This window comes from Nocardia gamkensis NBRC 108242 (assembly GCF_001612985.1).
Lineage (GTDB): Bacteria > Actinomycetota > Actinomycetes > Mycobacteriales > Mycobacteriaceae > Nocardia > Nocardia gamkensis.
The window spans coordinates 51,187-75,766 of record NZ_BDBM01000004.1; the positions used below are offsets into that span (position 1 = coordinate 51,187).

24 protein-coding genes are annotated in these 24,580 nt (G+C 69.9%); 16 read left to right on the forward strand and 8 right to left on the reverse strand.

Annotated features, from left to right (window positions below):
- Positions 1–6: 6 nt before the first annotated feature.
- Positions 7–705: a thiamine phosphate synthase gene (gene thiE / locus NG1_RS03325; protein ID WP_062967859.1), complete on the reverse strand. Its 699-nt coding sequence runs from the start codon at positions 703–705 to the stop codon at positions 7–9.
- A gap of 58 nt (positions 706–763) precedes the next feature.
- On the opposite strand from thiE, the gene thiO reads away from it, so the two are divergent.
- The 3 genes from thiO to NG1_RS03340 are packed head-to-tail and all read left to right on the forward strand — an operon-like array spanning position 764 to position 2,830.
- The gene (thiO, locus tag NG1_RS03330; RefSeq protein WP_062967861.1) at positions 764–1,837 is read left to right on the forward strand and encodes a glycine oxidase ThiO; all 1,074 of its coding nucleotides are present in this window, start codon (positions 764–766) and stop codon (positions 1,835–1,837) included.
- Positions 1,834–2,052 carry a sulfur carrier protein ThiS gene (gene thiS / locus NG1_RS03335; protein WP_062967863.1) on the forward strand — a complete coding sequence of 73 codons (219 nt, stop codon included), beginning with the start codon at positions 1,834–1,836 and terminating at the stop codon, positions 2,050–2,052. Before thiO ends, thiS begins: the two co-directional genes overlap by 4 nt.
- Positions 2,045–2,830: a thiazole synthase gene (locus tag NG1_RS03340; protein WP_062967865.1), complete on the forward strand. Its 786-nt coding sequence runs from the start codon at positions 2,045–2,047 to the stop codon at positions 2,828–2,830. Before thiS ends, NG1_RS03340 begins: the two co-directional genes overlap by 8 nt.
- 57 nt (positions 2,831–2,887) lie before the next feature.
- Here the strand turns inward: NG1_RS03340 and NG1_RS03345 are convergent, their stop codons facing one another.
- Complete coding sequence (locus NG1_RS03345; protein ID WP_062967867.1) at positions 2,888–3,874, reverse strand: aldo/keto reductase; 987 nt, start codon at positions 3,872–3,874, stop codon at positions 2,888–2,890.
- Positions 3,875–4,020: 146 nt separating this feature from the next.
- Positions 4,021–4,479, reverse strand: a complete 459-nt coding sequence (locus tag NG1_RS03350; protein ID WP_062967869.1) for a DUF6194 family protein — start codon at positions 4,477–4,479, stop codon at positions 4,021–4,023.
- A gap of 63 nt (positions 4,480–4,542) precedes the next feature.
- Between NG1_RS03350 and NG1_RS03355 the strand changes: the two genes are divergently transcribed.
- Positions 4,543–5,268, forward strand: a complete 726-nt coding sequence (locus NG1_RS03355; protein ID WP_063910251.1) for a MerR family transcriptional regulator — start codon at positions 4,543–4,545, stop codon at positions 5,266–5,268.
- Between the two features lie 168 nt (positions 5,269–5,436).
- On the opposite strand, the gene NG1_RS36350 is transcribed toward NG1_RS03355, so the two are convergent.
- Positions 5,437–5,601, reverse strand: coding sequence for a hypothetical protein (locus NG1_RS36350; RefSeq protein WP_157113843.1), 165 nt, complete (start codon positions 5,599–5,601; stop codon positions 5,437–5,439).
- A 142-nt stretch (positions 5,602–5,743) separates the two neighbouring features.
- Here NG1_RS36350 and NG1_RS03360 point away from each other — a divergent pair, with 142 nt between their 5' ends.
- The 4 genes from NG1_RS03360 (at position 5,744) to NG1_RS03375 (ending at position 10,126) form a co-directional block, all read left to right on the forward strand.
- Positions 5,744–6,931, forward strand: a complete 1,188-nt coding sequence (locus tag NG1_RS03360; protein WP_062967876.1) for a helix-turn-helix domain-containing protein — start codon at positions 5,744–5,746, stop codon at positions 6,929–6,931.
- Between the two features lie 156 nt (positions 6,932–7,087).
- Entirely contained in the window at positions 7,088–8,083 is a 996-nt protein-coding gene (locus NG1_RS03365) for an ABC transporter ATP-binding protein (RefSeq protein WP_062967878.1), read from the forward strand.
- Complete coding sequence (locus NG1_RS03370) at positions 8,083–8,844, forward strand: ABC transporter permease (RefSeq protein WP_062967880.1); 762 nt, start codon at positions 8,083–8,085, stop codon at positions 8,842–8,844. The genes NG1_RS03365 and NG1_RS03370 overlap by 1 nt, the downstream gene beginning before the upstream one ends.
- 361 nt (positions 8,845–9,205) lie before the next feature.
- On the forward strand, positions 9,206–10,126 hold the full coding sequence (locus NG1_RS03375; RefSeq protein ID WP_157113844.1) for an adenylate/guanylate cyclase domain-containing protein: 921 nt from the start codon (positions 9,206–9,208) through the stop codon (positions 10,124–10,126).
- On the opposite strand, the gene NG1_RS37340 is transcribed toward NG1_RS03375, so the two are convergent.
- Positions 10,123–10,290, reverse strand: a complete 168-nt coding sequence (locus tag NG1_RS37340; RefSeq protein ID WP_210750308.1) for a CG2302 family histidine operon protein — start codon at positions 10,288–10,290, stop codon at positions 10,123–10,125. The genes NG1_RS03375 and NG1_RS37340 overlap by 4 nt on opposite strands.
- Positions 10,291–10,467: 177 nt before the next feature.
- Between NG1_RS37340 and NG1_RS03380 the strand changes: the two genes are divergently transcribed.
- The 8 genes from NG1_RS03380 (at position 10,468) to NG1_RS03415 (ending at position 20,227) form a co-directional block, all read left to right on the forward strand.
- Entirely contained in the window at positions 10,468–12,183 is a 1,716-nt protein-coding gene (locus tag NG1_RS03380) for an acyclic terpene utilization AtuA family protein (RefSeq protein ID WP_062967882.1), read from the forward strand.
- A complete protein-coding gene (locus NG1_RS03385; RefSeq protein WP_062967884.1) occupies positions 12,180–13,331 on the forward strand; it encodes an acyl-CoA dehydrogenase family protein in 1,152 nt (383 codons plus the stop codon). Before NG1_RS03380 ends, NG1_RS03385 begins: the two co-directional genes overlap by 4 nt.
- Positions 13,328–14,926 (forward strand): acyl-CoA carboxylase subunit beta, encoded by a 1,599-nt coding sequence (locus tag NG1_RS03390; protein ID WP_062967886.1) that lies wholly within the window; start codon positions 13,328–13,330, stop codon positions 14,924–14,926. Before NG1_RS03385 ends, NG1_RS03390 begins: the two co-directional genes overlap by 4 nt.
- An 8-nt stretch (positions 14,927–14,934) precedes the next feature.
- Positions 14,935–16,965 (forward strand): ATP-binding protein, encoded by a 2,031-nt coding sequence (locus tag NG1_RS03395; RefSeq protein ID WP_062967887.1) that lies wholly within the window; start codon positions 14,935–14,937, stop codon positions 16,963–16,965.
- Between the two features lie 67 nt (positions 16,966–17,032).
- On the forward strand, positions 17,033–18,193 hold the full coding sequence (locus NG1_RS03400; protein WP_062967889.1) for an acyl-CoA dehydrogenase family protein: 1,161 nt from the start codon (positions 17,033–17,035) through the stop codon (positions 18,191–18,193).
- Positions 18,194–18,204: 11 nt separating this feature from the next.
- On the forward strand, positions 18,205–18,981 hold the full coding sequence (locus NG1_RS03405) for an enoyl-CoA hydratase family protein (RefSeq protein WP_062967891.1): 777 nt from the start codon (positions 18,205–18,207) through the stop codon (positions 18,979–18,981).
- Positions 18,982–18,986: 5 nt separating this feature from the next.
- Entirely contained in the window at positions 18,987–19,601 is a 615-nt protein-coding gene (locus NG1_RS03410; RefSeq protein WP_062968330.1) for a TetR/AcrR family transcriptional regulator, read from the forward strand.
- A 68-nt stretch (positions 19,602–19,669) separates the two neighbouring features.
- A complete protein-coding gene (locus NG1_RS03415) occupies positions 19,670–20,227 on the forward strand; it encodes a TetR/AcrR family transcriptional regulator (RefSeq protein ID WP_062967893.1) in 558 nt (185 codons plus the stop codon).
- 55 nt (positions 20,228–20,282) lie between these two features.
- Here the strand turns inward: NG1_RS03415 and NG1_RS03420 are convergent, their stop codons facing one another.
- The 3 genes from NG1_RS03420 to NG1_RS03430 all read right to left on the reverse strand — a co-directional run bounded on the left by NG1_RS03420 (position 20,283) and on the right by NG1_RS03430 (position 24,493).
- The gene (locus NG1_RS03420; protein ID WP_040870678.1) at positions 20,283–20,648 is read right to left on the reverse strand and encodes a hypothetical protein; all 366 of its coding nucleotides are present in this window, start codon (positions 20,646–20,648) and stop codon (positions 20,283–20,285) included.
- A 345-nt stretch (positions 20,649–20,993) separates the two neighbouring features.
- The gene (locus NG1_RS03425) at positions 20,994–23,216 is read right to left on the reverse strand and encodes a glycosyltransferase family 39 protein (protein WP_062967896.1); all 2,223 of its coding nucleotides are present in this window, start codon (positions 23,214–23,216) and stop codon (positions 20,994–20,996) included.
- A complete protein-coding gene (locus NG1_RS03430) occupies positions 23,216–24,493 on the reverse strand; it encodes a bifunctional glycosyltransferase family 2/GtrA family protein (protein WP_062967898.1) in 1,278 nt (425 codons plus the stop codon). Before NG1_RS03430 ends, NG1_RS03425 begins: the two co-directional genes overlap by 1 nt.
- Positions 24,494–24,580: the final 87 nt, after the last annotated feature.

Sequence of the window (24,580 nt, forward strand, 5' to 3'; positions counted from 1 at the left end):
CGCCGCTCACGCGTTCGCCAGCAGCGCCGTTTTCAGCTCGCGCGCGGCGGCTTCCGGATCGCGCGCTTCGGTGATCGCGCGCACCACCACGACCCGCGTCGCCCCGGCTTCCAGCACTTGCGCGAGGTTCTCGGCGTTGATCCCGCCGATCGCGAACCAGGGACGGGTGGGATGGGCTTCCGCGGTGGAGCGGATCAGTTCCGGGCCCGCCGCCTGCCTGCCCGGTTTGGTCGGGGTGGCCCAGATCGGTCCGGTGCAGAAGTAATCGATGTGCTCGTCGATCGCGGCGAGACCGGCCTGCGCGCGATTGTGCGTGGATCGTCCGATCACCACCTCGGGCCCGAGAATCCGGCGCGCGTACCAGGGCGGCAGGTCGCCCTGCCCGAGGTGCAGCACGTCGGCGCTGGAGGCGAGGGCGATGTCGGCGCGATCGTTCACCGCGACCAGGCCGCCGTGCCTGCGCGCGGCGGATTTCAGTTCGGCCAGCGCGCCGATCTCGGCCCTGGCCTCGAGCGGACCGAACTTCGCTTCGCCCGGTGATCCTTTGTCTCTGATCTGGATGATGTCGACTCCGCCTGCGAAAGCGGCCTCGGCGAACTTCGCCAGATCGCCCTTCTCCCGGCGTGCGTCGGTGCAGAGATACAGCCGCGCGTTCGCCAGACGCTCCCGCGGCGAGGCGGGTCGATTCGGGTGGGAGGGTTGCACGCCTTCGACCGTAGCCGCGCTACCGTGGGGATGCGAAACAGGAGGCAGGTGGATCGGGATGCGGACTCTGGCCGTCGTCGGTGGCGGCGCCATCGGGCTCGCCGTGGCCTGGCGGGCCGCCGAGGCCGGTTGGTCGGTCACGCTGCTCGATCCGGCGGTCGCGACCGGGGCCTCCTGGGTGGCCGGAGGAATGCTCGCACCGCTGTCGGAAGGCTGGCCCGGCGAGGACCGGGTGCTCGAATTCGGCGCGGCGTCGCTGGCCCGCTGGCCCGGCTTCGCCGCCCGGCTCGAAGCCGCGACCGGCGTGTCGGTCTTCGTGGCGGACGAGACCATGACCGTCGCGCTGGACGCGGCCGACGCGGCCGACCTGCGCACCGTGGCCGACTGGGTCGGCAGCCGCGGGCACGAGCTGCGGATGCTGGACCGCGCCGGAGTTCGCGAGCGGGAGCCCGGCCTGGCCCGAACGGTGCGCGCCGCGCTACTCGCGCCCGCCGAACCCGCGATCGACAACCGCAAGCTGCTCGCCGCACTGCGGCAGGCGGCCGAGACGGCGGGCGTCGTGGTGCGCGCCGAGTCCGTAGACTCGCTGACGGAACTTCCACACGACCAAGTCGTGCTCGCTGCGGGAGCCGCGTCGGCGGCGTTGTGGCCGGAATTGCCGGTCCGCCCGGTCAAGGGCGAGATCCTGCGCCTGCGGCAACGGCCGGGCGTCGCCCCCGCGCCGCGCCGGGTGATCCGGGCCCGGGTGCACGGGCGGGCGGTATACCTGGTGCCGCGCGCCGAGGGCATCGTCGTCGGCGCCACGCAGTACGAAGCGGGTTTCGACACCGCCGTCACCGTAGCGGGCGTTCGCGATCTGATCGCCGACGCGGAAGCGGTGTTCCCCGGCATCGGCGAATACGAACTCGCCGAGGCAGGCGCCGGTTCCCGGCCGGGCAGCCCGGACAACCTGCCGCTGATCGGCCGGCTCACCGACCGGATCGTGGTGGCCACCGGGCACGGCCGCAACGGCATGCTGACCGTGCCGCTCACCGTGGACGCGGTGACCGGCCTGCTCGGCGGGGCGGTGCTGCCCGAAGCGGAAGTTGCCGACCCGCAACGCTTTTCGACGACTGTAGGAGGAAACAGATGACGCTGTCATCCGTCCCCATCGGTGTGACGGTGAACGGCGACGAGCACGAGTTCGCCGAGCCGCTGACCATACGCGAGCTGCTGGAGCGCCTCGACCTGCCGTGCCGGGGCGTCGCGCTGGCGGTGGACGGCGCGGTGTTCCCCAAGTCGCGCTGGGACGAACCGGTCGGGCGCGGCTGGCAGATCGAGGTGCTGACGGCGGTCCAAGGTGGCTGAGGCGGCGGCGGAATCCGGGAAGGCCGACGCCCCGCTGCGGATCGCGGACCGCGAGTTCGGTTCCCGCCTGATCATGGGCACCGGCGGCGCGGAGAACCTCGCCGTCCTCGAGGAGGCGCTGATCGCCTCCGGCACCGAGTTGACCACCGTGGCCATGCGGCGCATCGACGCCGCGGGCGGCACCGGCGTGCTCGACCTGCTGAAACGACTCGACATCGCGCCGCTGCCGAACACGGCGGGCTGTCGCACCGCCGCCGAAGCGGTGCTCACCGCGCAGCTGGCGCGCGAGGCGCTGGACACCGACTGGGTGAAGCTCGAGGTGGTCGCCGACGAGCGCACCCTGCTGCCCGACCCGATCGAACTGCTCACCGCCGCCGAACAACTCGTCGATGACGGGTTCGTGGTGCTGCCCTACACCAACGACGACCCGGTGCTGGCCCGCCGCTTGCAGGACGCGGGCTGCGCGGCCGTGATGCCGCTCGGCGCGCCCATCGGCACCGGCCTCGGCATCGGCAACCCGCACAACATCGAGATGATCGTCGCGGACGCCGAGGTCCCGGTCATCCTGGACGCGGGCATCGGCACCGCAAGCGACGCCGCCCTCGCCATGGAACTCGGGTGCTCGGCGGTACTTCTCGCCACGGCCGTGACCAGGGCGAAGCGCCCCGAACTGATGGCCGCGGCGATGGCGGACGCCGTCCGCGCCGGGCATGCGGCCCGGCTGGCCGGGCGCATCCCGAAGCGGTTCTGGGCTCAGGCCTCGTCCCCCGCACTCTGACGGGAACGCTCGCTTCCGGCTCTTTCCGGTCAGTTCCCCGAGGCCGTTGTCGCGACCTCAGCCGTTGACGAAGGTGAGGTTCGTCGCGTCGTAGCGCGTACCCGCGATCTGCTCGGGTGGCGCGGCGGCCTCGATGGCGGCGAGGTCCTCGGGGGACAGCTCGATGGCCAGGGCCGCGAGGTTCTCCTCCAGATAGCGCTGGCGCCGGGTGCCGGGGATCGGCACGACGTCCTCGCCGCGGTGCTGCACCCAGGCCAGCGCGAGCTGGCCCGCCGTGACCCCCTTCGCCGCGGCGAGTTCGTTCAGCTTCGCGACGATCGCGAGGTTCCGTTCGAGGTTGCCCTCGGCGAAACGCGGCTGGCTGCGCCGCACGTCGGTCTCCGCCAAACCCTCGACCGAGTTGTAGCGGCCGGTCAGGAAACCGCGCCCGAGCGGGGAGAACGGGACGAGGCCGATGCCGAGTTCCCGGCAGACCGGCGCGATTTCCGCTTCCAGGTCCCGGGTCCACAGCGACCACTCGCTCTGCAACGCGGCGATCGGATGCACGGCGTGCGCGCGCCGGATGGTCTGCGCGCCCGCCTCCGACAGCCCCAGGTGGCGCACCTTCCCCGCCTGTACCAGCTCGGCCATCGCTCCGACCGTCTCCTCGATCGGCACCTTCGGGTCCACCCGGTGCAGGTAGTAGAGGTCGATGTGGTCCACCCCGAGCCTGCGCAAAGACGCCTCGCACGCCTGCCGCACGTAGGCGGCGTCGCCGCGGATGTGGGTGGGCTCGCCCAAGCGGTTGGCGAAGCCGAATTTCGTGGCCAGCACCACCTCGTCGCGGCGCTCCGCGATGGCCCGCCCGATCAATTCCTCGTTGTGCCCCGCGCCGTAGAAATCGGCGGTGTCCAACAGGGTCACACCGAGGTCGAGGGCGTGGTGCAGCGTCGCGATCGATTGCGCGTCGTCCGCGGCGCCGTAAGCATGACTCATGCCCATGCACCCCAAACCCTGCGCGGAGACCGTGAGTTCACCGAGCTGCCGAGTGGAAACGTCGATCATGCTGCTACCTCCTGCGTTCGAATCCGTCGTCTCGACGCTAGGTCCTGGAGCGCGCTCCATGTCAACAGCGCGGCAGTAACGCGCGAGTGGCGCATGGTGGGGGGCCTTCTCGCGTTTCGCCGCGGCCATGTGCCTCGTGGCGTGCGTCAGTGGGTGCGTCGTTTGTGGCGGGAGCGGGCGAGTTCGTATGCGGTTCGGAGAAGTTCGCGGGTTGGTTCGGTGGTCTGCGGGCCGGGGTTCACCACCGCGAGCCAACCGGCGGAGCCGTAGACGGGGTGGGGGATCACCGTGTCCGTCGCGCTCGGATCGTGCGGGGAGGGTTCACGGGGGGTGTGGCCGGTCCGGTGGATGAAGGCTTCTTTTCCGGCTGCGATGTTGACGCGGAAGGTATTCGGGCGGTCCAGGCGGGACTCCTCGTCACCGGGGTAGTTCTTCGTGACGATTGTCGCGAAAGGCTGGGTCGCCTTCGGCACGACGCCGTCGGGTGAGTAGTAGAAGAACGTGTCGCCCCAGCTGATCTCCGGTGAGCCGTCGCCGGGGCCGGGGCGAAGGATCAGCACTCCCTCGAGGGCGGAGACGAAGTCGATGATCTCGTCGATGGTCATGTGCTCCAGCGTTTCATTAAGGTGCTTGTGGAGACTTCGGCCGGGATATCGAGGATCGATAGCGTGGAAACTCTCAACTCGTGGATGCGCACGGTCGATGTGGCGCGGCGCGCCGGTTACTCGGTGCAGCAGATTCGCAATCTCGAGCGGGACGGGGTGCTGCCACCGGTGCTGCGCACGGCAGCGGGCTATCGCCGGTATGGGGAGGAGCACGTGCGCTCCGCGCTGGCGTACCGGGCGCTGGCGGCGGGTGTCGGGCCGGTCGAGGCCAAGCGGATCGTTCGCACCGTGCACGAGCGGCCGATCTCCGAAGCGCTCGCGCTTCTCGACGCGGCCCACGCGCGGCTCCACCGGGAGCGGACGGACCTCGCGCTGGCGAAGCGGGCGGCCGCGGCGATCTCGGCCGAGCCGATCGATGACGTTCGCGCATCGGATTCGATGAGCGTCTCCGAACTCGCCGCCGCTCTGGGCGTGCGCCCCTCGACACTGCGGCATTGGGACGCCGAGGGACTCGTGGTTCCGGACCGCGCCACCACACACGGGACGCGGCGGTACTCACCTGCTCAGGTACGCGATGCCCGGATCGTCCACCAGCTCCGCAGCGCCGGATACCGCGTCGACACGCTTCGGGCCTTGATGCCCGACCTGCCGCGCGGACACCGATCCGAGGATGTCGATGCCGCCCTCGCGGCTAGGGACGCGAGCATCACGGCTCGCTCCCACGCCCTCCTCGACGCGGCGGCCGCGCTCACCGCCGTCATCGCCCACGCGGCGGACGCGGCCTCCTGATCGCTCCATCGCCTGTGCCGCGCTCACGGAGCCAGCGCTCAGCGGACAACTTGCGCGGGCACGGTGGGGTACATGTGGCATGGAGCTTCAGCAAGCCTTGCGCGTGCTTCTCATCGACGGGCCAGTTGCTGTCCTCGCAATAGTCCTGGATCCAGCTGCGCCGCGGCGTCATCGCTGTTCCTCGCGCTCGATGCGGTCCATCACCTCGCGGAACGGAACCCGCTCGTCCTGATCGCCATTCAACTCGAGTAGCCACGGCAGCACCCAGAACAGCAGGATCAGCAAGCCGCCTACAGCGGCCATGACGATCAAGGCGACAGCGAGTTCGGTCACTCCGGAACCCCCTTGCATTGTGGTGTGGTTGGTGGGCACCCGGCGCCGAGGAGTTCGGGGCTCGACCCGGCGCTGGGTGCTACAGAAAGTGTGTTCTGCGGGGACCGCTGCGAATCGCCACAACATGTGGCAGCGTTGAAGCATGGATGAGATGGGGGTCGGAGGACGGACCGCCAGGGCGCGCAAGCTGGCGCGGCTCACACAAACTCAGCTTGCGCACAAGGCAAACGTGTCGCTGTCCCTGCTACGCAAGGTCGAACAGGGTGACCGCCCGGCCTCGCCCGCGTTCATTGCTGCCGTCGCTCGCGTACTGGGGCTGAATGTCGCCGATCTGACCGGACAGCCCTACATCCAGGACCGCACCGACACCGCGGCGCACGCCGCGATTCCCGAACTTCGGCGCGCCATCGTCGCGTTCAACGACGAACCCCTCGCCGGGCCAACCACATTCGAGGAACTGACCGACGCTGTCGACCGCGTACGGGAGGGGATGCGCCGGGCTCACTACTCGGAGCTGACCGCCGACCTTCCCGACGCCATCCGGGGCCTGCACATGCTCGCCGACGACGAGCACTCCAGCCGCCATCGGGAAGCAATCCACTCCACCCTCGCCTACGCCTACAGCAAGGCCATGCTGTTCGCCTATCAATATGGCTACCTCGACCTGGCAGGGCTGGCCGCGGAACGCTGCGGGTGGGCGGCCGAACGCAGCGGCGACCCGATTTGGCCGATCGCTGCCGAGTACAACCGGGCCCTGGTCTTGCTGTCCTCCGGTGCCTATGTCGGAGGATTGCGGACGATTGAACGCGCCCACACCGCCAGCGAGCAATTGGCTACGACGCCTGATCTGCTCGCGGTGCGCGGCGCACTGCACCTGCGCGGGGCCATCCTCTCGGCTCGAGCACTCGATAGCGACGCCGCGGACTCGCACATACAGGAGGCTCGCGGTATCGCCGCGGCGATCGGTGCGGACAAGTACCGCAACTATGGAACCGGGTTCCGACCATCGAACGTCGACATCCACTCCGTTGCCGTACCCGTTGAACTATCCGATGGAACCACGGCCGTGGCTCGCGCCGAGCAGATCCGCCTGCCCGCGTCGGTGGCGCCGTCGCGCGCCGGGCATCACTGGATCGACGTGTCCCGCGCCTGGCTGCTGCATGGGGACAAGGACCGCGCGCTCGCCGGTCTGGACCAGGCGCGACGGATCGCGCCCGAGCTGACGCGCAACCACCCCCAGGTGCACGAGACAGTGCGGGTGCTCGCCAACGCACGGCGCGGCACCGACCAACTCGCCCGGTTCGCCAAGTGGGCCGACATCAAGATCTGACTTGATCGACGCCTACGACCGACCACCGGACGTGGACCGATCAACACCACGTACGGGCTTGCACCCACCCGGACGTCTCTCCCTCATCCTCGAGGATGATCCAACTCGGCACTATTTACCGACGCGCGCGGCCGCGATTTGCGGAATGCTGGGCGCATGATCGAACTGAGAGGCCTGACCAAGCACTACGGGCAGACCGTAGCGGTGCAGGATCTGTCCTTCACCGTTCGACCCGGCCAAGTGACGGGATTCCTGGGGCCCAACGGTGCGGGTAAGTCGACCACCATGCGGATGATCCTCGGGTTGGACAAGCCCACCGCGGGCACCGCGCTGATCAAGGGCAAGCCGTACCACGAACTGGACCATCCGCTGCGCACCGTCGGCGCGCTGCTGGACGCCAAGTGGGTGCACCCGAACCGCTCGGCGCGCGCCCATCTGGAGTGGATGGCCGCGTCCAACGACATCGCCAAGTCCCGGGTGGAGGAGGTGCTGCGGCTGGTCGGCCTGTCGGAAGTGGCGGGCAAGACCGCGGGCGGTTTCTCGCTGGGCATGTCGCAGCGCCTCGGCCTGGCCGGCGCGCTGCTGGGCGACCCGGAGGTGCTGCTGTTCGACGAGCCGGTCAACGGCCTCGACCCGGAGGGCATCCTGTGGATCCGCCGGTTCATGCAGCGGCTGGCCGCCGAAGGACGCACGGTACTGGTCTCCAGCCACCTGCTGTCGGAGATGGCCCAGACCGCAGAGCACCTGGTGGTCATCGGGCGCGGCAAGCTCATCTCGGACTCGACCACCCAGGAGTTCATCGAACGCGCCTCCGAGCAGTCGGTGCGGGTGCGCAGCCCGCAGCTCGATCAGCTGCGCAGCGTGCTCACCTCGAACGGGATGACCGTCCGCGAGGACGGCGCGGGAGCCGACGGCCCCGCGCTGATGGTGGCGGGCGTGGCCAGTGACGCGGTCGGCAAGCTGGCCGGCGAGCACAACATCACGCTGTTCGAGCTGGCCCCGCAGCGCGCGTCGCTGGAAGAGGCGTTCATGCGGATGACCGGTGGCGCCGTGCAGTACCACGGCGAAGGCTTCGACCCGACGGGCCCGGAGGCGGCAGCTCGCCCAACCGCGGACGGCGGCTCCTACACAGCGATGGGAGGTGCGCTCTGATGGGCGTGCTGGCAGCGGAACGAATCAAGCTCACCTCCACCAGGTCGCCCTGGTGGTGTTCGGCGATCGTCGTCGCCCTCGCGCTCGGGATGGCCGCGCTGCTCGCCTCGGTGGCGCGCGCGTCCTACGGCAAGGAGGGCGCGATCGACCTGACCGTCTCCACCGCGGTGGCCGGGATCAGCGGCTTCGGCGTGATGGTCCTGATGATCATGGCGACCTTGACCGTGACCAGCGAATATCGCTTCGGCCTCATCCGGACGACGTTCCAGGCGACGCCGCATCGGGCCAAGGTCGTCGCGACAAAGGCCGGGTTGGTCGGCGGGTACGGCGCGGTGCTGACCCTCGTCCTGGTGTTCCTCGCCTACCTGGTGGCCAAGGCGCTGAGCGGACCGGACGCGGGCGCGGCCCTCACGCTGTCCAGCCCGGAGGACTGGCGCGAGGTCTACGGCATCCCGATCTACGCGTTCCTGTGCGTCCTGCTCGCGATCGGCGTCGGCGTGCTGGTGCGGCAGTCCGCCGCCGCGATCTCGCTGATCGTGCTGTGGCCGCTGCTCATCGAGGGCCTGCTCGGAGCGTTCGGCAGCTTCGGCCGCAATGTCACCCCGTTCCTGCCGTTCGCGAACGCGAACCGCTTCTTCAGCGCCTCCGCGTCCACGGCGAACTGGCACTGGGGGCCGTGGGGCAGCCTGCTGTACTTCACCGTCTTCGTCGCGATCGTCTTCGGCGCGGCCTTGGTCGTGGTGAACCAGCGCGACGCGTGACGCACGCGGGCGAGGCCGCTCGACCACCCGAGTCGCCATCCCTCGCCACTCGGGTCGGCGGGGCGCCGACCTTGTCGGGAGGTCCGGCGCTCCGTCCACCGCCCGCCACTGCCCGGCGGACGGTGCGTCGATCGGCCCGGCGCGAATGCTCGCGCCGGGCCGATCGTGCGTGTGAACATCGCGGAAACAATGCCGCATGCCGCTTCCGAGACCCCTTCTCGGCCGAGTAGCCTCGGTTCAGCAACCAGCTCGTTATCCAACGCGGAGCCCGCCGACGTGCTCGCTGTGTTCGTCGCGGAGGTGAGAGATGGCGATGATCGGTAATCTGCCGACGTCAGATCGGCTGAGATACTCTCGGGGCGTGAATGAAACACCTTCCGGCGGCCCCGAGTCGGGGCCGGGGCCGGAGGCCGATGGAGGCGTGCCGCCCGAGGTGGTCATTCCGTTGGAGCCGTCCGATGGGATCGATCCTTCCCGCCGTTCCGGTAGATTCCGTCGCGGGCAGTTATCCGCCCTGGTGAACTCCGCGAATCAGCGGGCTGATCTGATCGGCGCGCTGCGCAAGGCGCGCCAGCAGCTGCCGGGGGACCCGGCTTTCGGCGATCCGCTGTCGGTTTCCGGGCCCGGTGGCGCGCGGGCGGTCGCGCGCGCGGCGGACAAGCTGGTCGGCGACGCCCCCAGCGCGGCGCGCGAAATCGGTTTCGGGGCCTTGCAGGTCTGGCAGGCCGCGCTGGAGCGAATGGGACGTGGTCGAGGTAGCCAAGAAATAACTGTCATGTTCACCGACCTGGTGGCCTTCTCCCGCTGGTCGCTGTCGGCCGGTGACGAGGCCACCCTCGAACTGCTGCGCAAGGTGGCCAAGGCCATCGAGCCGCCGATCGCCGAACGCGGCGGTCAGGTGGTCAAGCGCATGGGCGACGGCGTGATGGCGGTGTTCCCCTCGGCGGACCGGGCGATACGCGCCGCGGTGACCGCCAAGCGCAACCTGGCCGACGTGCAGGTGCGCGGCTACACCCCGAACATGCGGATCGGTTTGCACACCGGTTCCCCGCGCGAGATAGGGGGTGACTGGCTCGGGGTGGACGTCACGATCGCGGCCCGGGTGATGGAGGCGGGTGGCAACGGCAACACCATGCTGTCGGAGGCCACGCTGCTGGGGTTGCGGCCGGAGACGCTGGCGGAGCTGGGTTTGACGGTCAAGCAGTATCGCCGCGGCCTGTTCGCGGCTCCCCTCAGCGGCGTCCCCGACGACCTGCGGATCTTCCGGCTGTCCAAGGGCTAACCGAGCCACCAGGCCAGCGCGCCGCCCGCCGCGAGAACGGCGCAGACGGCCAGCGCGATCGACAGCGGCCGGGCCGTCTTCCAGGTGGTGTAGGCGCCGCCGAGCAGGAACCCGGCCAGGGCGAACAGAACGATCACGGTGACGTCGCTGGACACCGTGCCCATCTTGCTCCGGCCCGCTCGACCACCGCCGTGCGGGTGGGATCGTTCAGGGTGCAATTAACAAGCACGCATGCTTGCTTTTTTCTGGCCCGGGTGTGATGCTGGTCGCGGAACGCGGACTTCACGGGTGCGGCATGCGGCCCATCCTGACGGTTCGCCGTACAGGAGGCATTCCCGCTGATGAGTATGCTGGCCGCCGACCCGGACGTGCTCCGGATCGGCAACTGTTCCGGCTTCTACGGTGATCGGCTCGGCGCCATGCGCGAGATGCTGGACGGCGGCCCGATCGACGTGCTCACCGGCGACTATCTCGCCGAGCTGACCATGCTGATCCTCGGCCGGGACCGCGTGAAGGACCCGGACCTCGGCTACGCCAAGACCTTCGTCAAGCAGATCGAGGACTGCCTCGGGCTCGCGCTGGAACGCCACGTGCGCATCGTGACCAACGCGGGCGGCCTGAACCCGGCCGGCTTGGCGGCGAAACTGCGCAAGGTGGCCGCCGACCTCGGACTGGACGCGAAGATCGCGCACGTGGAGGGCGACGATCTCCTCGCCCGCGCCGGTGACCTCGGTTTCGGCGCGCCGCTGACCGCCAACGCCTACCTCGGCGCCTGGGGCATCGTCGAATGCCTGAACGCGGGCGCGGACATCGTGGTCACCGGCCGGGTCACCGACGCGTCGGTGATCGTCGGCCCGGCCGCCGCGCACTTCGGCTGGGGCCGAACCGATTACGACCGGCTGGCCGGCGCGGTGGTGGCCGGGCACGTGATCGAGTGCGGCACCCAGGCCACCGGCGGCAACTACGCCTTCTTCACCGAACTCGCCGATCTGGGCAGGCCGGGCTTCCCGATCGCGGAGATCCGCGCCGACGGCAGCAGCGTCATCACCAAGCACGCGGGCACCGGTGGGGCGGTCACGGTCGACACCGTCGAGGCCCAGTTGATGTACGAGATCCAGGGGCCCCGCTACGCCGGACCCGACGTGACCTCCCGACTGGACACCATCCGGCTCGACCAGGACGGCCCGGACCGGGTGCTGATCAGCGGCGTCACCGGCGAGGTCCCGCCGCCCCGGCTCAAGGTCTCGCTCAACACGCTCGGCGGCTTCCGCAACGAGATGGAGTTCGTGCTCACCGGGCTGGACATCGAGGCGAAAGCCGAACTGGCGCGACGACAGCTGGAATCCTGGCTGCCCACCCGGCCCGCCGAGCTGACCTGGACGCTGGCCCGCCTGGACCGGCCGGACGCGCGGACCGAGGAGCAGGCCAGCGCGCTGCTGCGCTGCGTGGTCCGCGACCCGGACCCGAACAAGGTCGGGCGCGCCTTCTCCAACGTCGCGGTGGAGCTGGCGCTGGCCAGCTATCCCGGATGCAGCTTCACGACCCTGCCCGGCAACGGATCGCCCTACGGCGTGTTCACGCCCGGGTTCGTCGACGCCGCGGAGGTTCCGCACACGGCGGTGCTGCCCGATGGCACCCGCGTCGGCGTGCCGCCGTCCGCCGAAACGGCCGAACTCACCGCGGTCGCCGAGCCGCCCGCCCCGGAAGCGCTGCCCGCCGGGGAGACCCGCCGCGCGCCGCTGGGGACGATCGCGCTGGCCCGCAGCGGCGACAAAGGCGGTGACGCGAATATCGGCGTGTGGGTCCGCACCGACGAACAATGGCGCTGGCTGGTGCACACCCTCACCGTGGCGCGCGTGAAAGAACTTCTGCCGGAGACGGCTTCGCTGACCGTCACCCGGCATGTGCTGCCCAATCTGCGGGCGCTGAACTTCATCATCGAAGGCCTGCTCGGTCAGGGTGTGGCCTATCAGGCCCGCTTCGACCCGCAGGCCAAGGGACTCGGCGAATGGCTGCGGTCTCGTCACCTCGACATTCCAGTGGAGCTGCTGTCATGACGAAACTCTGGGAAACGCCGGAACGACGCGAATTGCGAGCCACGGTCCGTGGCTTCGTGGAACGCGACATCCTGCCCTACCTGGACGGCTGGGAGCGCGCCGGGGAGATCCCGCGCGAGCTGCACAAGAAGGCGGGCGCGCTCGGCCTGCTCGGCGTGCAGTTCCCGGAAACCGCGGGCGGTTCCGGCGGCGACGGCGTGGACGCGATGATCGTCTGCGAGGAGATGCATCAGGCCGGTGCGTCCGGCGGACTGTTCGCCTCGCTGTTCACCTGCGGCATCTCCGTTCCGCACATCATCGCCTCCGGCAACGCCGAGCAGATCGAGCGCTGGGTGCGGCCGACGCTGGCGGGCGAGAAGATCGGTTCGCTCGCGATCACCGAACCCGGCGGCGGATCGGATGTCGGGCACCTCACCACCACCGCGCGCCGCGACGGCGATCACTACATCGTCAACGGCGCCAAGACCTACATCACCTCCGGCGTCCGCGCCGACTTCGTGGTCACCGCGGTGCGCACCGGCGGGCCGGGCTCTGGCGGCATCTCGTTGCTCATCGTCGACAAGAACACGCCGGGCTTCACGGTCAGCCGCAAGCTGGACAAGATGGGCTGGCTGGCCTCCGACACCGCCGAGTTGTCCTACGTCGATGTCCGGGTGCCGGTGGAGAACCTGGTCGGCCCGGAGAACTCCGGCTTCTTCCAGATCGCGGGCGCGTTCGTCAGCGAGCGCGTCGGCCTCGCGGTGCAGGCGTACTCCAGCGCGCAGCGATGCCTGGACCTGACCCTGGAGTGGGTGCGCAACCGGGAGACCTTCGGGCGTCCGCTGATCAGCAGGCAGGCGGTGCAGAACACGGTCACCGAGATGGCGCGGCGCATCGACGTCGCCCGCGTCTACACCCGTGATGTGGTGCAGCGCAGCGCCGAAGGCGAGACCGACCTGATCGCCGAGGTGTGCTTCGCGAAGAACACCGCCGTCGAGGCGGGCGAGTGGGTGGCCAACCAGGCCGTCCAGCTGTTCGGCGGTCTCGGCTACATGCGCGAATCGGAGATCGAACGCCAGTACCGGGATATGCGCATCCTCGGCATCGGCGGCGGCACGACCGAAATCCTCACCGGACTGGCGGCGAAGCGATTGGGGTACCAGAAATGACCATTCTGCGCAGCGCCCTGGACACCGCGGCGCCCGAGTACGAAGCCGCCGCCGACGCGATGACGGCCAAGCTCGCGGAGGTGGAGGCCGAGTTCGCCAAGGCCATCGCGGGCGGCGGACCGGACAAGCTGGCCCGGCACCGCAAGCGCGGCAAGCTCACCGCGCGTGAGCGCATCGAACTGCTCGTCGACGAGGACTCGCCGTTCCTGGAACTGTGCCCGCTGGCGGGCTGGGGCAGTGAATTCCACGTCGGCGCCAGCACCATCGCCGGGATCGGCATCGTGGAGGGCGTCGAGTGCATGATCGTCGCGCCCGACCCGACCGTGCGCGGCGGCACCTCCAACCCGTGGACGCTTCGCAAGACGTTGCGCATCAACGACATCGTTCGGGAGAACCGGCTGCCGGTGATCTCGCTGGTGGAATCCGGCGGCGCCGACCTGCCCACGCAGAAGGAGGTGTTCGTCCCCGGCGGCCGGATGTTCCGCGACCTCACCCAGGCGTCGGCGGCGGGCATCCCGACCATCGCGCTGGTTTTCGGCAACTCCACCGCGGGCGGCGCCTACATTCCCGGCATGTCCGACCACGTGGTGATGATCAAGGAGCGCTCCAAGGTGTTCCTCGGCGGTCCGCCGCTGGTCAAGATGGCCACCGGCGAGGAGTCCGACGACGAATCCCTCGGCGGCGCCGACATGCACGCGCGGGTCTCCGGCCTCGCGGATTACTACGCGCTGGACGAGCAGGACGCGATCCGCATCGGCCGCTCCATCGTCAGGCGGCTGAACTGGCGCAAGCAGGGCCCGGCTCCGCGCGCCGAGGTGATCGAGCCGCTGCACGACCCGGAGGATCTGCTCGGCATCGTGCCGTCGGACCTGAAGATCCCGTTCGACCCGCGCGAGGTGATCGCCCGCATCGTGGACGGATCGGACTTCGACGAGTTCAAGCCACTCTACGGCAGCAGCCTGGTCACCGGATGGGCCGAACTGCACGGCTATCCGGTGGGCATCCTGGCCAACGCGCGCGGCGTGCTGTTCTCCGAGGAATCGCAGAAGGCCACCCAGTTCATCCAGCTCGCCAACAAGACGAACACGCCACTGCTGTTCCTGCACAACACCACCGGTTACATGGTGGGCAAGGAGTACGAGCAGAAGGGCATCATCAAGCACGGCGCGATGATGATCAACGCGGTCTCCAATTCGAAGGTGCCGCACATCTCGGTGCTGATGGGTTCGTCCTACGGCGCGGGCCACTACGGCATGTGCGGCCGGGCCTACGACCCGCGTTTCGTCTTCGCCTGGCCCAGCGCGAAATCCGCCGTGATGGGCGGCGCGCAGCTGGCGGGCGTCATCTCGATCGTCGGCAGGGCCGCCGCCGAGGCCAAAGGCCTGCCGTTCGACGAGGAGGCCGACGCCGGGATGCGCGCCATGGTGGAGGCGCAGATCGAGGCCGAATCGCTGGCGATGTTCATGTCCGGGCGGCTCTACGACGACGGCGTCATCGACCCGCGCGACACCCGCACCGTGTTGGGAATGTCCCTGTCGGCCATTCACAATGCCCCGATCAAAGGCGCCGACGGCTTCGGCGTCTTCCGAATGTGAGGCCGGATATGACCGCATCGCAGGGCGATTCGAAGACAAGTGGGCAGATCACGAACGTTCTCGTCGCCAACCGCGGCGAGATCGCCCGCCGGGTCTTCGCCACCTGCCGCAGGATGGGTCTGGGCAGCGTCGCGGTGTACTCCGACGCGGATGCCGCCGCGCCGCACGTCACCGAGGCGGACGCCGCGGTGCGGCTGCCCGGCAACACGCCGGCCGAAACCTATCTGCGCGGTGAACTGATCATCGAGGCCGCGCTGGCCGCGGGCGCCGACGCCATCCACCCCGGCTACGGGTTCCTGTCCGAGAACGCCGATTTCGCCAAGGCCGTGCTCGACGCCGGGCTGGTCTGGATCGGCCCGCCGGTCGAGGCGATCGAGCAGATGGGCTCGAAGGTCGCCTCGAAGAAGATGATGGACGCCGCCGGAGTGCCGGTGCTGGCCGAGCTGGACCCGGCCGAGGTCACCGAGTCCCACCTCCCGGTGCTGATCAAGGCGTCCGCGGGCGGCGGCGGGCGCGGCATGCGGGTGGTGCGCGAGCTGGCCGACCTGACCCCGCAGATCGAGGCCGCACGACGCGAGGCGGAATCCGCCTTCGGCGATCCGACGGTCTTCTGCGAGCGCTACCTGGAGACCGGCAGGCACATCGAGGTCCAGGTGATGGCCGACACGCACGGCGTCATCTGGGCGGTGGGCGAGCGCGAATGCTCCATCCAGCGCCGCCACCAGAAGGTGATAGAGGAGGCGCCGTCGCCGCTGGTGGTACGCACCGAAGGCATGCGGGAGCGGCTGTTCGAGGCGGCGCGCCTCGCGGCGGGCGCGATCGGCTACACCGGCGCGGGCACCGTGGAGTTCCTCGCCGACGAGCAGGGCGAGTTCTTCTTCCTGGAGATGAACACCCGCTTGCAAGTGGAGCATCCGGTCACCGAGTGCACCACCGGCCTGGACCTGGTCCGGCTGCAACTGGACGTCGCCGCGGGCGGCGCGCTGCCCGCCGAACCGCCCGCGATGCGCGGACACTCCATCGAGGTGCGGCTCTACGCCGAGGACCCGGCGCAGGACTGGCAGCCGCAGAGCGGAACCGTGCACAAGATCGACATACCCTCGGTGCGCACCGAATTCGATCTGTTGGACCGGCCGGGCGTGCGCCTGGACACGGGCGTCGTAGACGGTTCGGTGGTCGGCGTGCATTACGACCCGATGCTGGCCAAGGTCATCTCCTACGCCGAGACGCGCGGCGAGGCGGCCCGCTTGCTGGCCGCGGCCCTGCACCGCGCCAAGATCCACGGCCTGGTCACCAACCGCGACCTGCTGGTGCGCGTGCTGCGTCATCCGGCGTTCCTGGCCGGTGACACCGACACCGCGTTCTTCGCCACGCACGGGCTGGACGTCCTCGCCGCGCCGCTGGTGTCGGCGTCCGACGAGGCGTTGTCCGTCGTGGCGGCGGCACTCGCCGAGGCCGCCGCCAACCGTGGCCGCGCGCGGGTGGGCGGCGGGCTGCCCAGCGGGTGGCGGAACCTGCCGTCGCAATCGCAGCGCAAGTCGTACGAGAGCCGCGCGACCGGGACGCACGAGGTGGGTTACCGCTTCGGCCGGACCGGCGTCACCGTGGAGGGTCACGACGGCCTGGAACTCGTCGAGTCGGCTCCCGATCGTGTCGTGCTGTCGGTTCCGGGCGAACGCGGCCCGGTGCGCAGGCGATTCGAGGTCGCCCGCTACGGCGACCAGGTCTACGTCGACTCGCCGCTCGGCCCGGTGGCGCTGCGCCGGGTGCCGCGCTTCAGCGACCCCGCCGACCAGGTGGCCACCGGCTCGCTGCTGGCGCCCATGCCGGGCAGCGTGATCCGGCTCGGCGCCGAGGTCGGCAGCCGGGTCGAACAAGGTCAGCCGATTCTGTGGCTGGAGGCGATGAAGATGGAGCACACCATCGCCGCGCCCGCCGCGGGCGTGCTCAGCGCCGTGAACGTCACCGTCGGCCAGCAGGTCGACGTCGGCGCCGTGCTCGCGGTCGTCGAACCCGTAGAAACGCAGGAGGACCGATGAGCCACAATCGCGCAGCGCTCATCGAGCCGACGGGGTGCGGGAGCCCCCGCAAGATACAGGAGAACTGATGTCGTTCATCGAAACCGACGAGCAGAAGGCGCTGCGGGCCGCCGTCGCCGCGCTGGCCGCGAAATACAACTACCGCGACTACGTGCTGCCGAAGGCGCGCAAGAACGAGCCGCTGGACGAATTGTGGCAGGAGGCAGGCAAACTCGGCTTCCTCGGAGTGAACCTGCCCGAGGAGTACGGTGGCGGCGGCGCGGGCATGTACGAGCTGTCGCTGGTGATGGAGGAGCTGTCCGCGCAGGGAGCGGGCCTGCTGCTCATGGTGGTGTCCCCGGCCATCTGCGGCACCATCATCACCAAGTACGGCACCGACGAGCAGAAGCAGGAGTGGCTGCCCAAGCTCGCCGACGGCTCCGGCAAGATGGTCTTCGGCATCACCGAGCCGGACGCCGGCTCCAACTCCCACCAGATCACCACCACCGCGCGCCGCGACGGCGACGACTGGATCCTCAACGGCCGCAAGATCTTCATCTCCGGCGTCGACCAGGCCGAGGCCGTGCTGATCGTGTCCCGCACCGAAGACCACAAGACCGGCAAGCTCAAGCCCGCCCTGTTCATCGTGCCGACCGACGCCGAAGGCTTCACCAAGACGGCGCAGGAGATGGACATCATCGAGCCCGACCACCAGTACAGCCTGTTCCTCGACGATGTCCGGCTGCCCTCCTCCGCGCTGGTCGGCAAGGAGGACGCGGCGTTGATGCAGCTGTTCGCGGGCCTCAACCCGGAGCGCATCATGGGCGCGGCCATGGCGATCGGCCTGGCCCGCTACGCCATCGATCGCGCCGTGGAATACGCCAAGGAGCGCACAGTGTGGAAGACGCCGATCGGTGCGCACCAGGGCATCTCGCATCCGCTCGCCCAGGTGAAGGTCGAACTGGAGCTGGCGAAGCTGATGATGCAGAAGGCCGCCACCCTGTACGACACGGGCGACGAGATGGGCGCCGCCGAGGCCGCCAACATGGCGAAATACGCGGCGGCGGAGGCCAGCATCAAGGCGCTCGATCAGGCCATCCAGACCCACGGCGGCTCCGGCCTGACCAGGGACGTGGGGCTGGCCGCGATGCTCGCCGCCGCGCGCATCGGCCGCATCGCGCCGGTCAGCCGGGAAATGATCCTCAACTTCGTCGCCCAGTACTCGCTGGGCCTGCCGAAGTCGTACTGAGAGGACGCCGCATGACCGAGACGGCTCCGTTCGTCCGCTACGAGGTGAGCGACGGCGTCGCGACGCTCACCTTCGATTCGCCGCACAACCGCAACGCGCTGTCGTCCAAGCTGGTCGCCGAGCTGCTGCGCGGGCTCGACGACGCGGCCGCCGACGACGCGGTGCGCGTCGTCGTGCTCGCGCACACCGGCAACACCTTCTGCGCGGGCGCGGATCTGAGCGAGGCCAGTGACGCCGATCCGGCCGTGGCCGCCGACGAACGCACCCGGGTCATGATCGGCGTGCTGCGCAGGCTGGTGGAGATTCCGAAGCCGGTGATCGCGCGGATCGACGGCAACGTGCGGGCAGGCGGCATGGGCATCGTGGCGGGCTGCGACCTCGTCGTGGCCGGACCGGCCAGCAGTTTCGCGCTCACCGAGGTGCGCATCGGGCTGGCGCCGTTCATGATCTCGCTGACCCTGCTGCCCAGGCTCAGCCCGCGTGCGGCCGGCCGGTACTACCTGACCGGCGAGAAGTTCGACGCCGCCGAGGCCGAGCAGATCGGCCTGGTCACCGTCACCGCCGACGATCCGGCGGCCGAGGTGGCGCGGCTGTGCGCGGAGGTGCGCAAAGGCTCCCCGCAGGGGCTGGCGGAGGCCAAGCGACTGGTCAACGCGGGCATCCTCGCCGAGTTCGACACCTCCGCCGAAGAACTCGCGCGGCGCTCGGCGAGCTTCTTCGGCACCCCCGAGGTACACGAGGGCATGCTGGCCTTTTTGCAGCGCCGCCCGCCGAGCTGGGCAGAATGACGACCATGGCGACACCCCACGAACCCAAGCAGGACCGCAGCCGCGCCACCCGGCAGCGCCTGCTCGAGGCGACCATCGACTGCCTGGCCGAGATGGGCTGGGCGGCCGCGACGGTCGCCGTGGTCGCCGAACGGGCCGGGGTGTCGCGTGGCGCGGCGCAGCATCACTTTCCCACCAGGGAGGATCTGATCACCGCCGCGCTGGAGTACATGTTCGACACGCGCAGCGGGCAGGCGGTGCAGGAGGCCGCGACGCTGACGGAGCTGGGTGACGGGCCGGCCCGCACCGAGGCGGTGGTTGCGGGGCTGGTCGAGTCCTACACCAGCCCGTTGTTCAAGGCGGCCCTGCAAGTCTGGACGCACGCCGCCGCCGACCCGGTGTTGCGGGAGCGAATCGTCCCGCTGGAGGCCCGCTTCGGGCGCGCCTCGCACCGCCGCGCGGTCGAAGCCCTGGGGGTGGACGACTCGGACCCGGTCACCCACCATTTGGTGCAGGCGACCCTGGACATGGCCCGCGGTCTCGGCCTCGCCGACGTTCTCACCGACGATTCGGCCCGCCGTAAGCGGATAGTCGAGCAGTGGGCGGCCACGCTGCACGCCGCCTTGCACGCCTCCCGCTGAACCGGAGCCCGCGGCCGGGCCGGGCGCGGAACTGTAACCTGTATCACTACCAACGTAGTATTCGAAGGGTGTCCACCAAACGCGACCTCGTCTTGGACGCGGCGATCGATCTGCTGGGATCCCGCGGCACCCGTGCGCTCACGCACCGCGCGGTCGACGAGGCCGCAGGCATGCCCGCGGGATCGGCGTCCAATTACTTCCGTACCCGGGAAGCGCTGCTGATCGGTATCACCGAGCGCCTCGAGGCGCGCGACTACGCGGATTGGGAGGTGCTCACCCGGCAGCCCGCGCCCGGCACGATGGACGAACTCGTCGAGGGCATGGCCGCTTTCGTCGTGCACGCGGTGCGCGCCGACCGGGTGCGCACCCTGGCCCGCTACGCCCTGCTCCTGGAGGCGCAGTGCGTTCCCGCGCTACGCGAGACCATCCGCCGAGGACATCTGCGGCTGACCGAATGGACCGCGTCGCTGCTGGCGGGTATCGGCGTGGATCAGGCGGTGGCGCGGATCCTGGTCGACCAACTGGACGGGATCATCCTGCATCAGCTGGTGAACCCGGCAGCGGACTTCGATCCACGCCCCACGTTGGACCGGCTGGCGCGCGCGCTGGCCGCCGGGAGCGATTGACCTGCGGCGCTCGCCGAGCGGCCTGCGCATCGCGGCGCGCCGAACGCCGCGCTGCTCAGCACAGACCTTGCTGCTCGAGCCTTCCCGAATCAATGGCGTAGGAGGAGGCTCCGATCGCGGCGCCGATCAGGCCGACGATGATCGCGCCGGGAATCGCGCCGACGAAGAAGACGGGCAGGCCGACGAGCGCGCCGATCGCGGCGCCGATCGCCGCGCCGATTCCCGTGCGCAGTTCGATGGTGTCGCCGGGCGGCAGGCATGCCTTGATGTAGGTCACCTGCGGGGGTTCGCCGGTCGCCGCGGCTATCGATTCGGCTCGGTCGGCGGGGGCCGCCGACGCGGTGGCGGCGAATCCGACGGTGAGCGCGGTTGCGACGAGTGCGCTGACCACCGTCACGGCCAGCTTCATGAAAGCGTTCAACTGTTTCCCTGAAAGTTCGCGGTGGACACGTCAGCTGATGGTCCGGCTACCGGCCCGGAGCCGTCACGCGTCCGATCATCATCGCTGGAGTTTTGCGGGATGCCAAGAGCGGGCGCTCGAATCATCGGCGCCGGTCGCATGTTCGACGTTCCACCGCCGTGCGCCCGCGAGCATTCGCGGGATTGTGACCAGGGAAGGTGACTGCCGCACAGCGCGATCCGCACCGGCGCCGAGGTATGGCGCCGGTGCGGATGCGGTGTTCAGCGGGCGCAGGGGGTCGCGCTGAACACCGGGAGGCGATGCGGCCCTGGGGAATGCAGGGCGGCAGGACCGCATCGCGCGGTTTCAGTGGGCGGCGGTCAGGTCGTACAAAGTGACCCCGTCCACCTGGGTGGCGGTGAAGTTCTCCTGGACCCACTGCGTGATCTGGGCGCTGGGGGAGGAGTCGGACGAACCCGGCCCGCCGCGTCCGCCGCCGACGAAGTAATGGATCTTCCCCTCGGCGACATATTGCTTGAACTGCTCCAGCGTCGGCGAGGGGTCGCTGCCGTTGAAGCCGCCGATGGGCATCACGGGCAGTTCGGTGGCCAACTGCAAGCCCGCGGCGCTGTTCGAGCCGATGGCCGCCGCCACCCAGGTGTAGTCGCCGCCGTTCTGCTCGAGCAGGGACACGACCTGGGTGCTGGGTTCGCTCGCCCCGAGCAGACCGCCGATTCCGCCGCCGTTGGGTCCGGGACCGCCGTCTCCGGGCGCGCCCTGCGTCGCGGCGGTGCCTTGCGGGGCCTGCCCATCGGGCAGCGTTCCTGGTGGGAACATCGTGCCGTCGCCGGGGGGGTTGCCCTGCGGTGCGGTACCGGGCGGCGTGCCCGCGCCGTCCGGGAGCTGCCCGTCGCCCGGCATCCGGCCGCCGGGTGCGTTGCCCGCTCGAGGAATGCCGCCGTCCGGTGTCGTGCCCTGCGGGCTTGCTCCCGGCGAACGCCCATCCGGCGGCGTACCGCCCGGAACCTGTCCGGCTCCGTCACGGCCGGTGGTCCCGGTTCCGTCCGGCATGCGGCGATTCATCCCCGGCATTCCCTCACCCCACGGTGGCCGACCACGCATCGCGACGTTCGGCCCGGCCGAAGGAATCGAACCCGCGTGCGGCGTCGCGATCGTGTCGACGGCGTAGGCGACCGGTCCGGCGAGGAAGGTGAACGCGACGGCCAGCGCCGACGCCACGGCGAGCTTGCGCGGCGCGGGCAAGAGCACGGCCAGCGTCGCGATCACGCCGACGACCAGCACCGTCCAGCGCAGCCACGACTGCCATTCCGGACTGCGGGACAACAGCATCCAGGCGGTCGCCGTGGTGAGACCCACCGCGAGCGCCGACGCGAGCCGCACCCACAGCCGGTGCCGTCCCCGCCACGACAGCACCGCACCCGCGCCGACGAGCGCGGCGATGGCGGGAGCCAGGGCCACGGTGTAGTACTGGTGGAAGATGCCGGCCATGAAGCTGAAGACCAGCCCGGTCCCCAGCAGCCATCCGCCCCAGAGGACGAGCGAGGCGCGCTGCGGATCGGTGCGAGCCGCTTTGCCGCGTAGCAGGATTCCCACGACGAGCGCGACCAGCGCGGCGGGGATCAGCCACGCGATCTGACCGCCTTGCGCCGGTTCGAACATCCGCGTGATGCCGGTGCTTCCCCACATGCCGTTGCCGCCCGACGGAAGGTCGCCGCCCGGTCCGACGCTGCCGCGCTCGTTGCCGTTGAGCCTGCCGAGCCCGTTGTAGCCGAGGGTGAGTTCCAGGATCGAGTTGTCGTGCGAGCCGCCGATCCACGGACGTGACGAGGCGGGCCACAGTTCGACCGCCAGCAACCACCAGCCCGCGGCCACCACCATCGCGGCTGCGGCGGCGAAGAGTTGCAGGATGCGCTTGCCGAGTTTCGGCGGGCCCGCGATCGAGTAGGTCAGCGCGAGCGCCGGAACCACCAGCAGCACCTGCAATTGCTTGGTGAGGAAACCGAAGCCGATCAACGCGCCGGTCAGGATCAGCCAGCGCCAGCGGCCGTCCTCCACCGCCCGCGTCATCGCCCAGGCGGCCGCGACCATCAGGAACACCAGCAGCGCCTCGGGATTGTTGAACCGGAACATGAGCGCCGCGACGGGCGTCACCGCCAGCGCCAACCCGGCGAGCAATCCGGCCGCGGGCCCGAACGGCCTGCGCACCGTCGCCCACAGCAGTGCCACACCGGCCACCCCGAGCAGTACCTCCGGCACCAGGATGCTCCAGCTGTTCAGCCCGAAGGCCCGCACCGACAGCTCCATCAGCCACAGTGAGGCGGGTGGTTTGTCCACGGTGATCGAGTTCGCCGCGTCGGAGGACCCGAAGAAGAACGCCTTCCACGAGACCGAACCCGCCTGTACCGCAGCCGAGTAGAACGAATTCGCCCAGCCGTTGGCGCTCAGGTTGCACAGATACGCCACCGCCGTGCCGATCAGTAGCGCCGCCAGCGCCGGATACTCCCAGTTCCGGCGCGGCCTCGGCCGCGGTTCGGTCGCGGCCGGTTGCGCGGTGAGCGTCGCGGTCATCAACGGTCTCCCTCGGCGGCGCTTCCGGCGGCGGCGAGAGCCGGTGCGCTCGGCGCGCCGTCGCCTCCGCTGTCGCGGAACACCCAGCGCAGCCCGACGAACCGCAACAGCGTCGCCACCAGATTGGCCACCACCAGGACGAACAGCTCCAGGTGCACCGAGGCGTCCGGCGCCCACCGATGCAGCGCGAACAACGATCCGCTGGTGAGCGCCAACCCCATGCCGAAGATCACCAGCCCTTGGAACTGATGCGACACGGCTCCGTTCGAGCCGCGCACGCCGAAGGTGAAGGCCCGGTTGGCGGCGGTATTGCCCACCGCCGTGATCAGCAGCGCGGCGAAGTTCGCCACCTGCGCGCCGGCGAGCGGCTGCAACAGCACGTAGAGCAGCAGATAGGCCAGCGTGCTCAGCACACCGACGATCGCGAATCGCACGAGTTGCCCGACCATGCCCAGCGGCACCCCGGGCACCAGCGGTTCCCGGCCCACCGACCGGCGCAGTTCCTCGAGCGGCAGCGTGCCGGTGGCCAGCGCGCGCCCGAGCCGCCAGATGCCGAGCAGGTCCTTGCGCGCGGTGTCGATGATGTCGACGCGGCTGTCCGGATCATCGATCCAGTCCACCGGAACCTCGTGGATGCGCAGCCCCGCCCGCTCGGCAAGCACCAGCAATTCGGTGTCGAAGAACCACTCGCCGTCGTGCACCAGCGGCAGCAGGCGGCGCGCCACGTCGGTGCGCATGGCCTTGAAGCCGCACTGGGCGTCGGAGAAGTGCGCGCGCAGCGAGGCTTTCAGCAGCAGGTTGTAGCAGCGCGAGATGATCTCGCGCTTTGGCCCGCGCACCACCCTGGACGCGGCGTCGAGCCGGGTGCCGATGGCCAGGTCGGAATGCCCGGTGATCAGTGGTGCGACCAGGGGCAGCAGCGCGTTCAAGTCGGTGGACAGGTCGACGTCCATATAGGCGACCACCTGCGCGTCGGAGCGTTCCCACACCGCTCGCAGCGCCCGCCCGCGTCCCTTGGCGGACAGGTGCACCACCCGTACGTCGTCCAGTTCTTCGGCGAGCAACTGGGCGACCTGTAGCGTGTCGTCGGTGCTCGCGTTGTCGGCGACCGTGATGCGCGCCGGGAAGGGGAACCCGTCGCGCAGGTAGGCGTGCAGTCTGCGGACGCACACGCCGAGGTCGGCCTCTTCGTTGTAAACGGGTATCACCACGTCCAGCACGGGCGCACCCGTGGTCTCGGTCCGTTCCGCCGCCGCGACGGTCAAGGTCTCGGTCATGCGAACTACATTCGACGGCTACGCTGCCACGCTGCTGGGCCTCAGCTGTGAGGTTCCTGGGGGTGCCGCCCGAGCCGGATCACGCCG

What these genes read in the sequence shown, in the direction of transcription:
- NG1_RS37340 (WP_210750308.1), bottom strand. Translation starts at nt 10,290, where the DNA reads ATGGGCACGGTGTCCAGCGACGTCACCGTGATCGTTCTGTTCGCCCTG.
- NG1_RS03390 (WP_062967886.1), top strand. Translation starts at nt 13,328, where the DNA reads ATGACCATTCTGCGCAGCGCCCTGGACACCGCGGCGCCCGAGTACGAA.
- NG1_RS03365 (WP_062967878.1), top strand. Translation starts at nt 7,088, where the DNA reads ATGATCGAACTGAGAGGCCTGACCAAGCACTACGGGCAGACCGTAGCG.
- NG1_RS03385 (WP_062967884.1), top strand. Translation starts at nt 12,180, where the DNA reads ATGACGAAACTCTGGGAAACGCCGGAACGACGCGAATTGCGAGCCACG.
- NG1_RS03400 (WP_062967889.1), top strand. Translation starts at nt 17,033, where the DNA reads ATGTCGTTCATCGAAACCGACGAGCAGAAGGCGCTGCGGGCCGCCGTC.
- NG1_RS03425 (WP_062967896.1), bottom strand. Translation starts at nt 23,216, where the DNA reads ATGACCGCGACGCTCACCGCGCAACCGGCCGCGACCGAACCGCGGCCG.
- NG1_RS03395 (WP_062967887.1), top strand. Translation starts at nt 14,935, where the DNA reads ATGACCGCATCGCAGGGCGATTCGAAGACAAGTGGGCAGATCACGAAC.
- NG1_RS03360 (WP_062967876.1), top strand. Translation starts at nt 5,744, where the DNA reads ATGGATGAGATGGGGGTCGGAGGACGGACCGCCAGGGCGCGCAAGCTG.
- NG1_RS03410 (WP_062968330.1), top strand. Translation starts at nt 18,987, where the DNA reads ATGGCGACACCCCACGAACCCAAGCAGGACCGCAGCCGCGCCACCCGG.
- thiS (WP_062967863.1), top strand. Translation starts at nt 1,834, where the DNA reads ATGACGCTGTCATCCGTCCCCATCGGTGTGACGGTGAACGGCGACGAG.
- NG1_RS03345 (WP_062967867.1), bottom strand. Translation starts at nt 3,874, where the DNA reads ATGATCGACGTTTCCACTCGGCAGCTCGGTGAACTCACGGTCTCCGCG.
- NG1_RS03405 (WP_062967891.1), top strand. Translation starts at nt 18,205, where the DNA reads ATGACCGAGACGGCTCCGTTCGTCCGCTACGAGGTGAGCGACGGCGTC.
- NG1_RS03430 (WP_062967898.1), bottom strand. Translation starts at nt 24,493, where the DNA reads ATGACCGAGACCTTGACCGTCGCGGCGGCGGAACGGACCGAGACCACG.
- thiO (WP_062967861.1), top strand. Translation starts at nt 764, where the DNA reads ATGCGGACTCTGGCCGTCGTCGGTGGCGGCGCCATCGGGCTCGCCGTG.
- NG1_RS03350 (WP_062967869.1), bottom strand. Translation starts at nt 4,479, where the DNA reads ATGACCATCGACGAGATCATCGACTTCGTCTCCGCCCTCGAGGGAGTG.
- NG1_RS03380 (WP_062967882.1), top strand. Translation starts at nt 10,468, where the DNA reads ATGAGTATGCTGGCCGCCGACCCGGACGTGCTCCGGATCGGCAACTGT.
- NG1_RS03370 (WP_062967880.1), top strand. Translation starts at nt 8,083, where the DNA reads ATGGGCGTGCTGGCAGCGGAACGAATCAAGCTCACCTCCACCAGGTCG.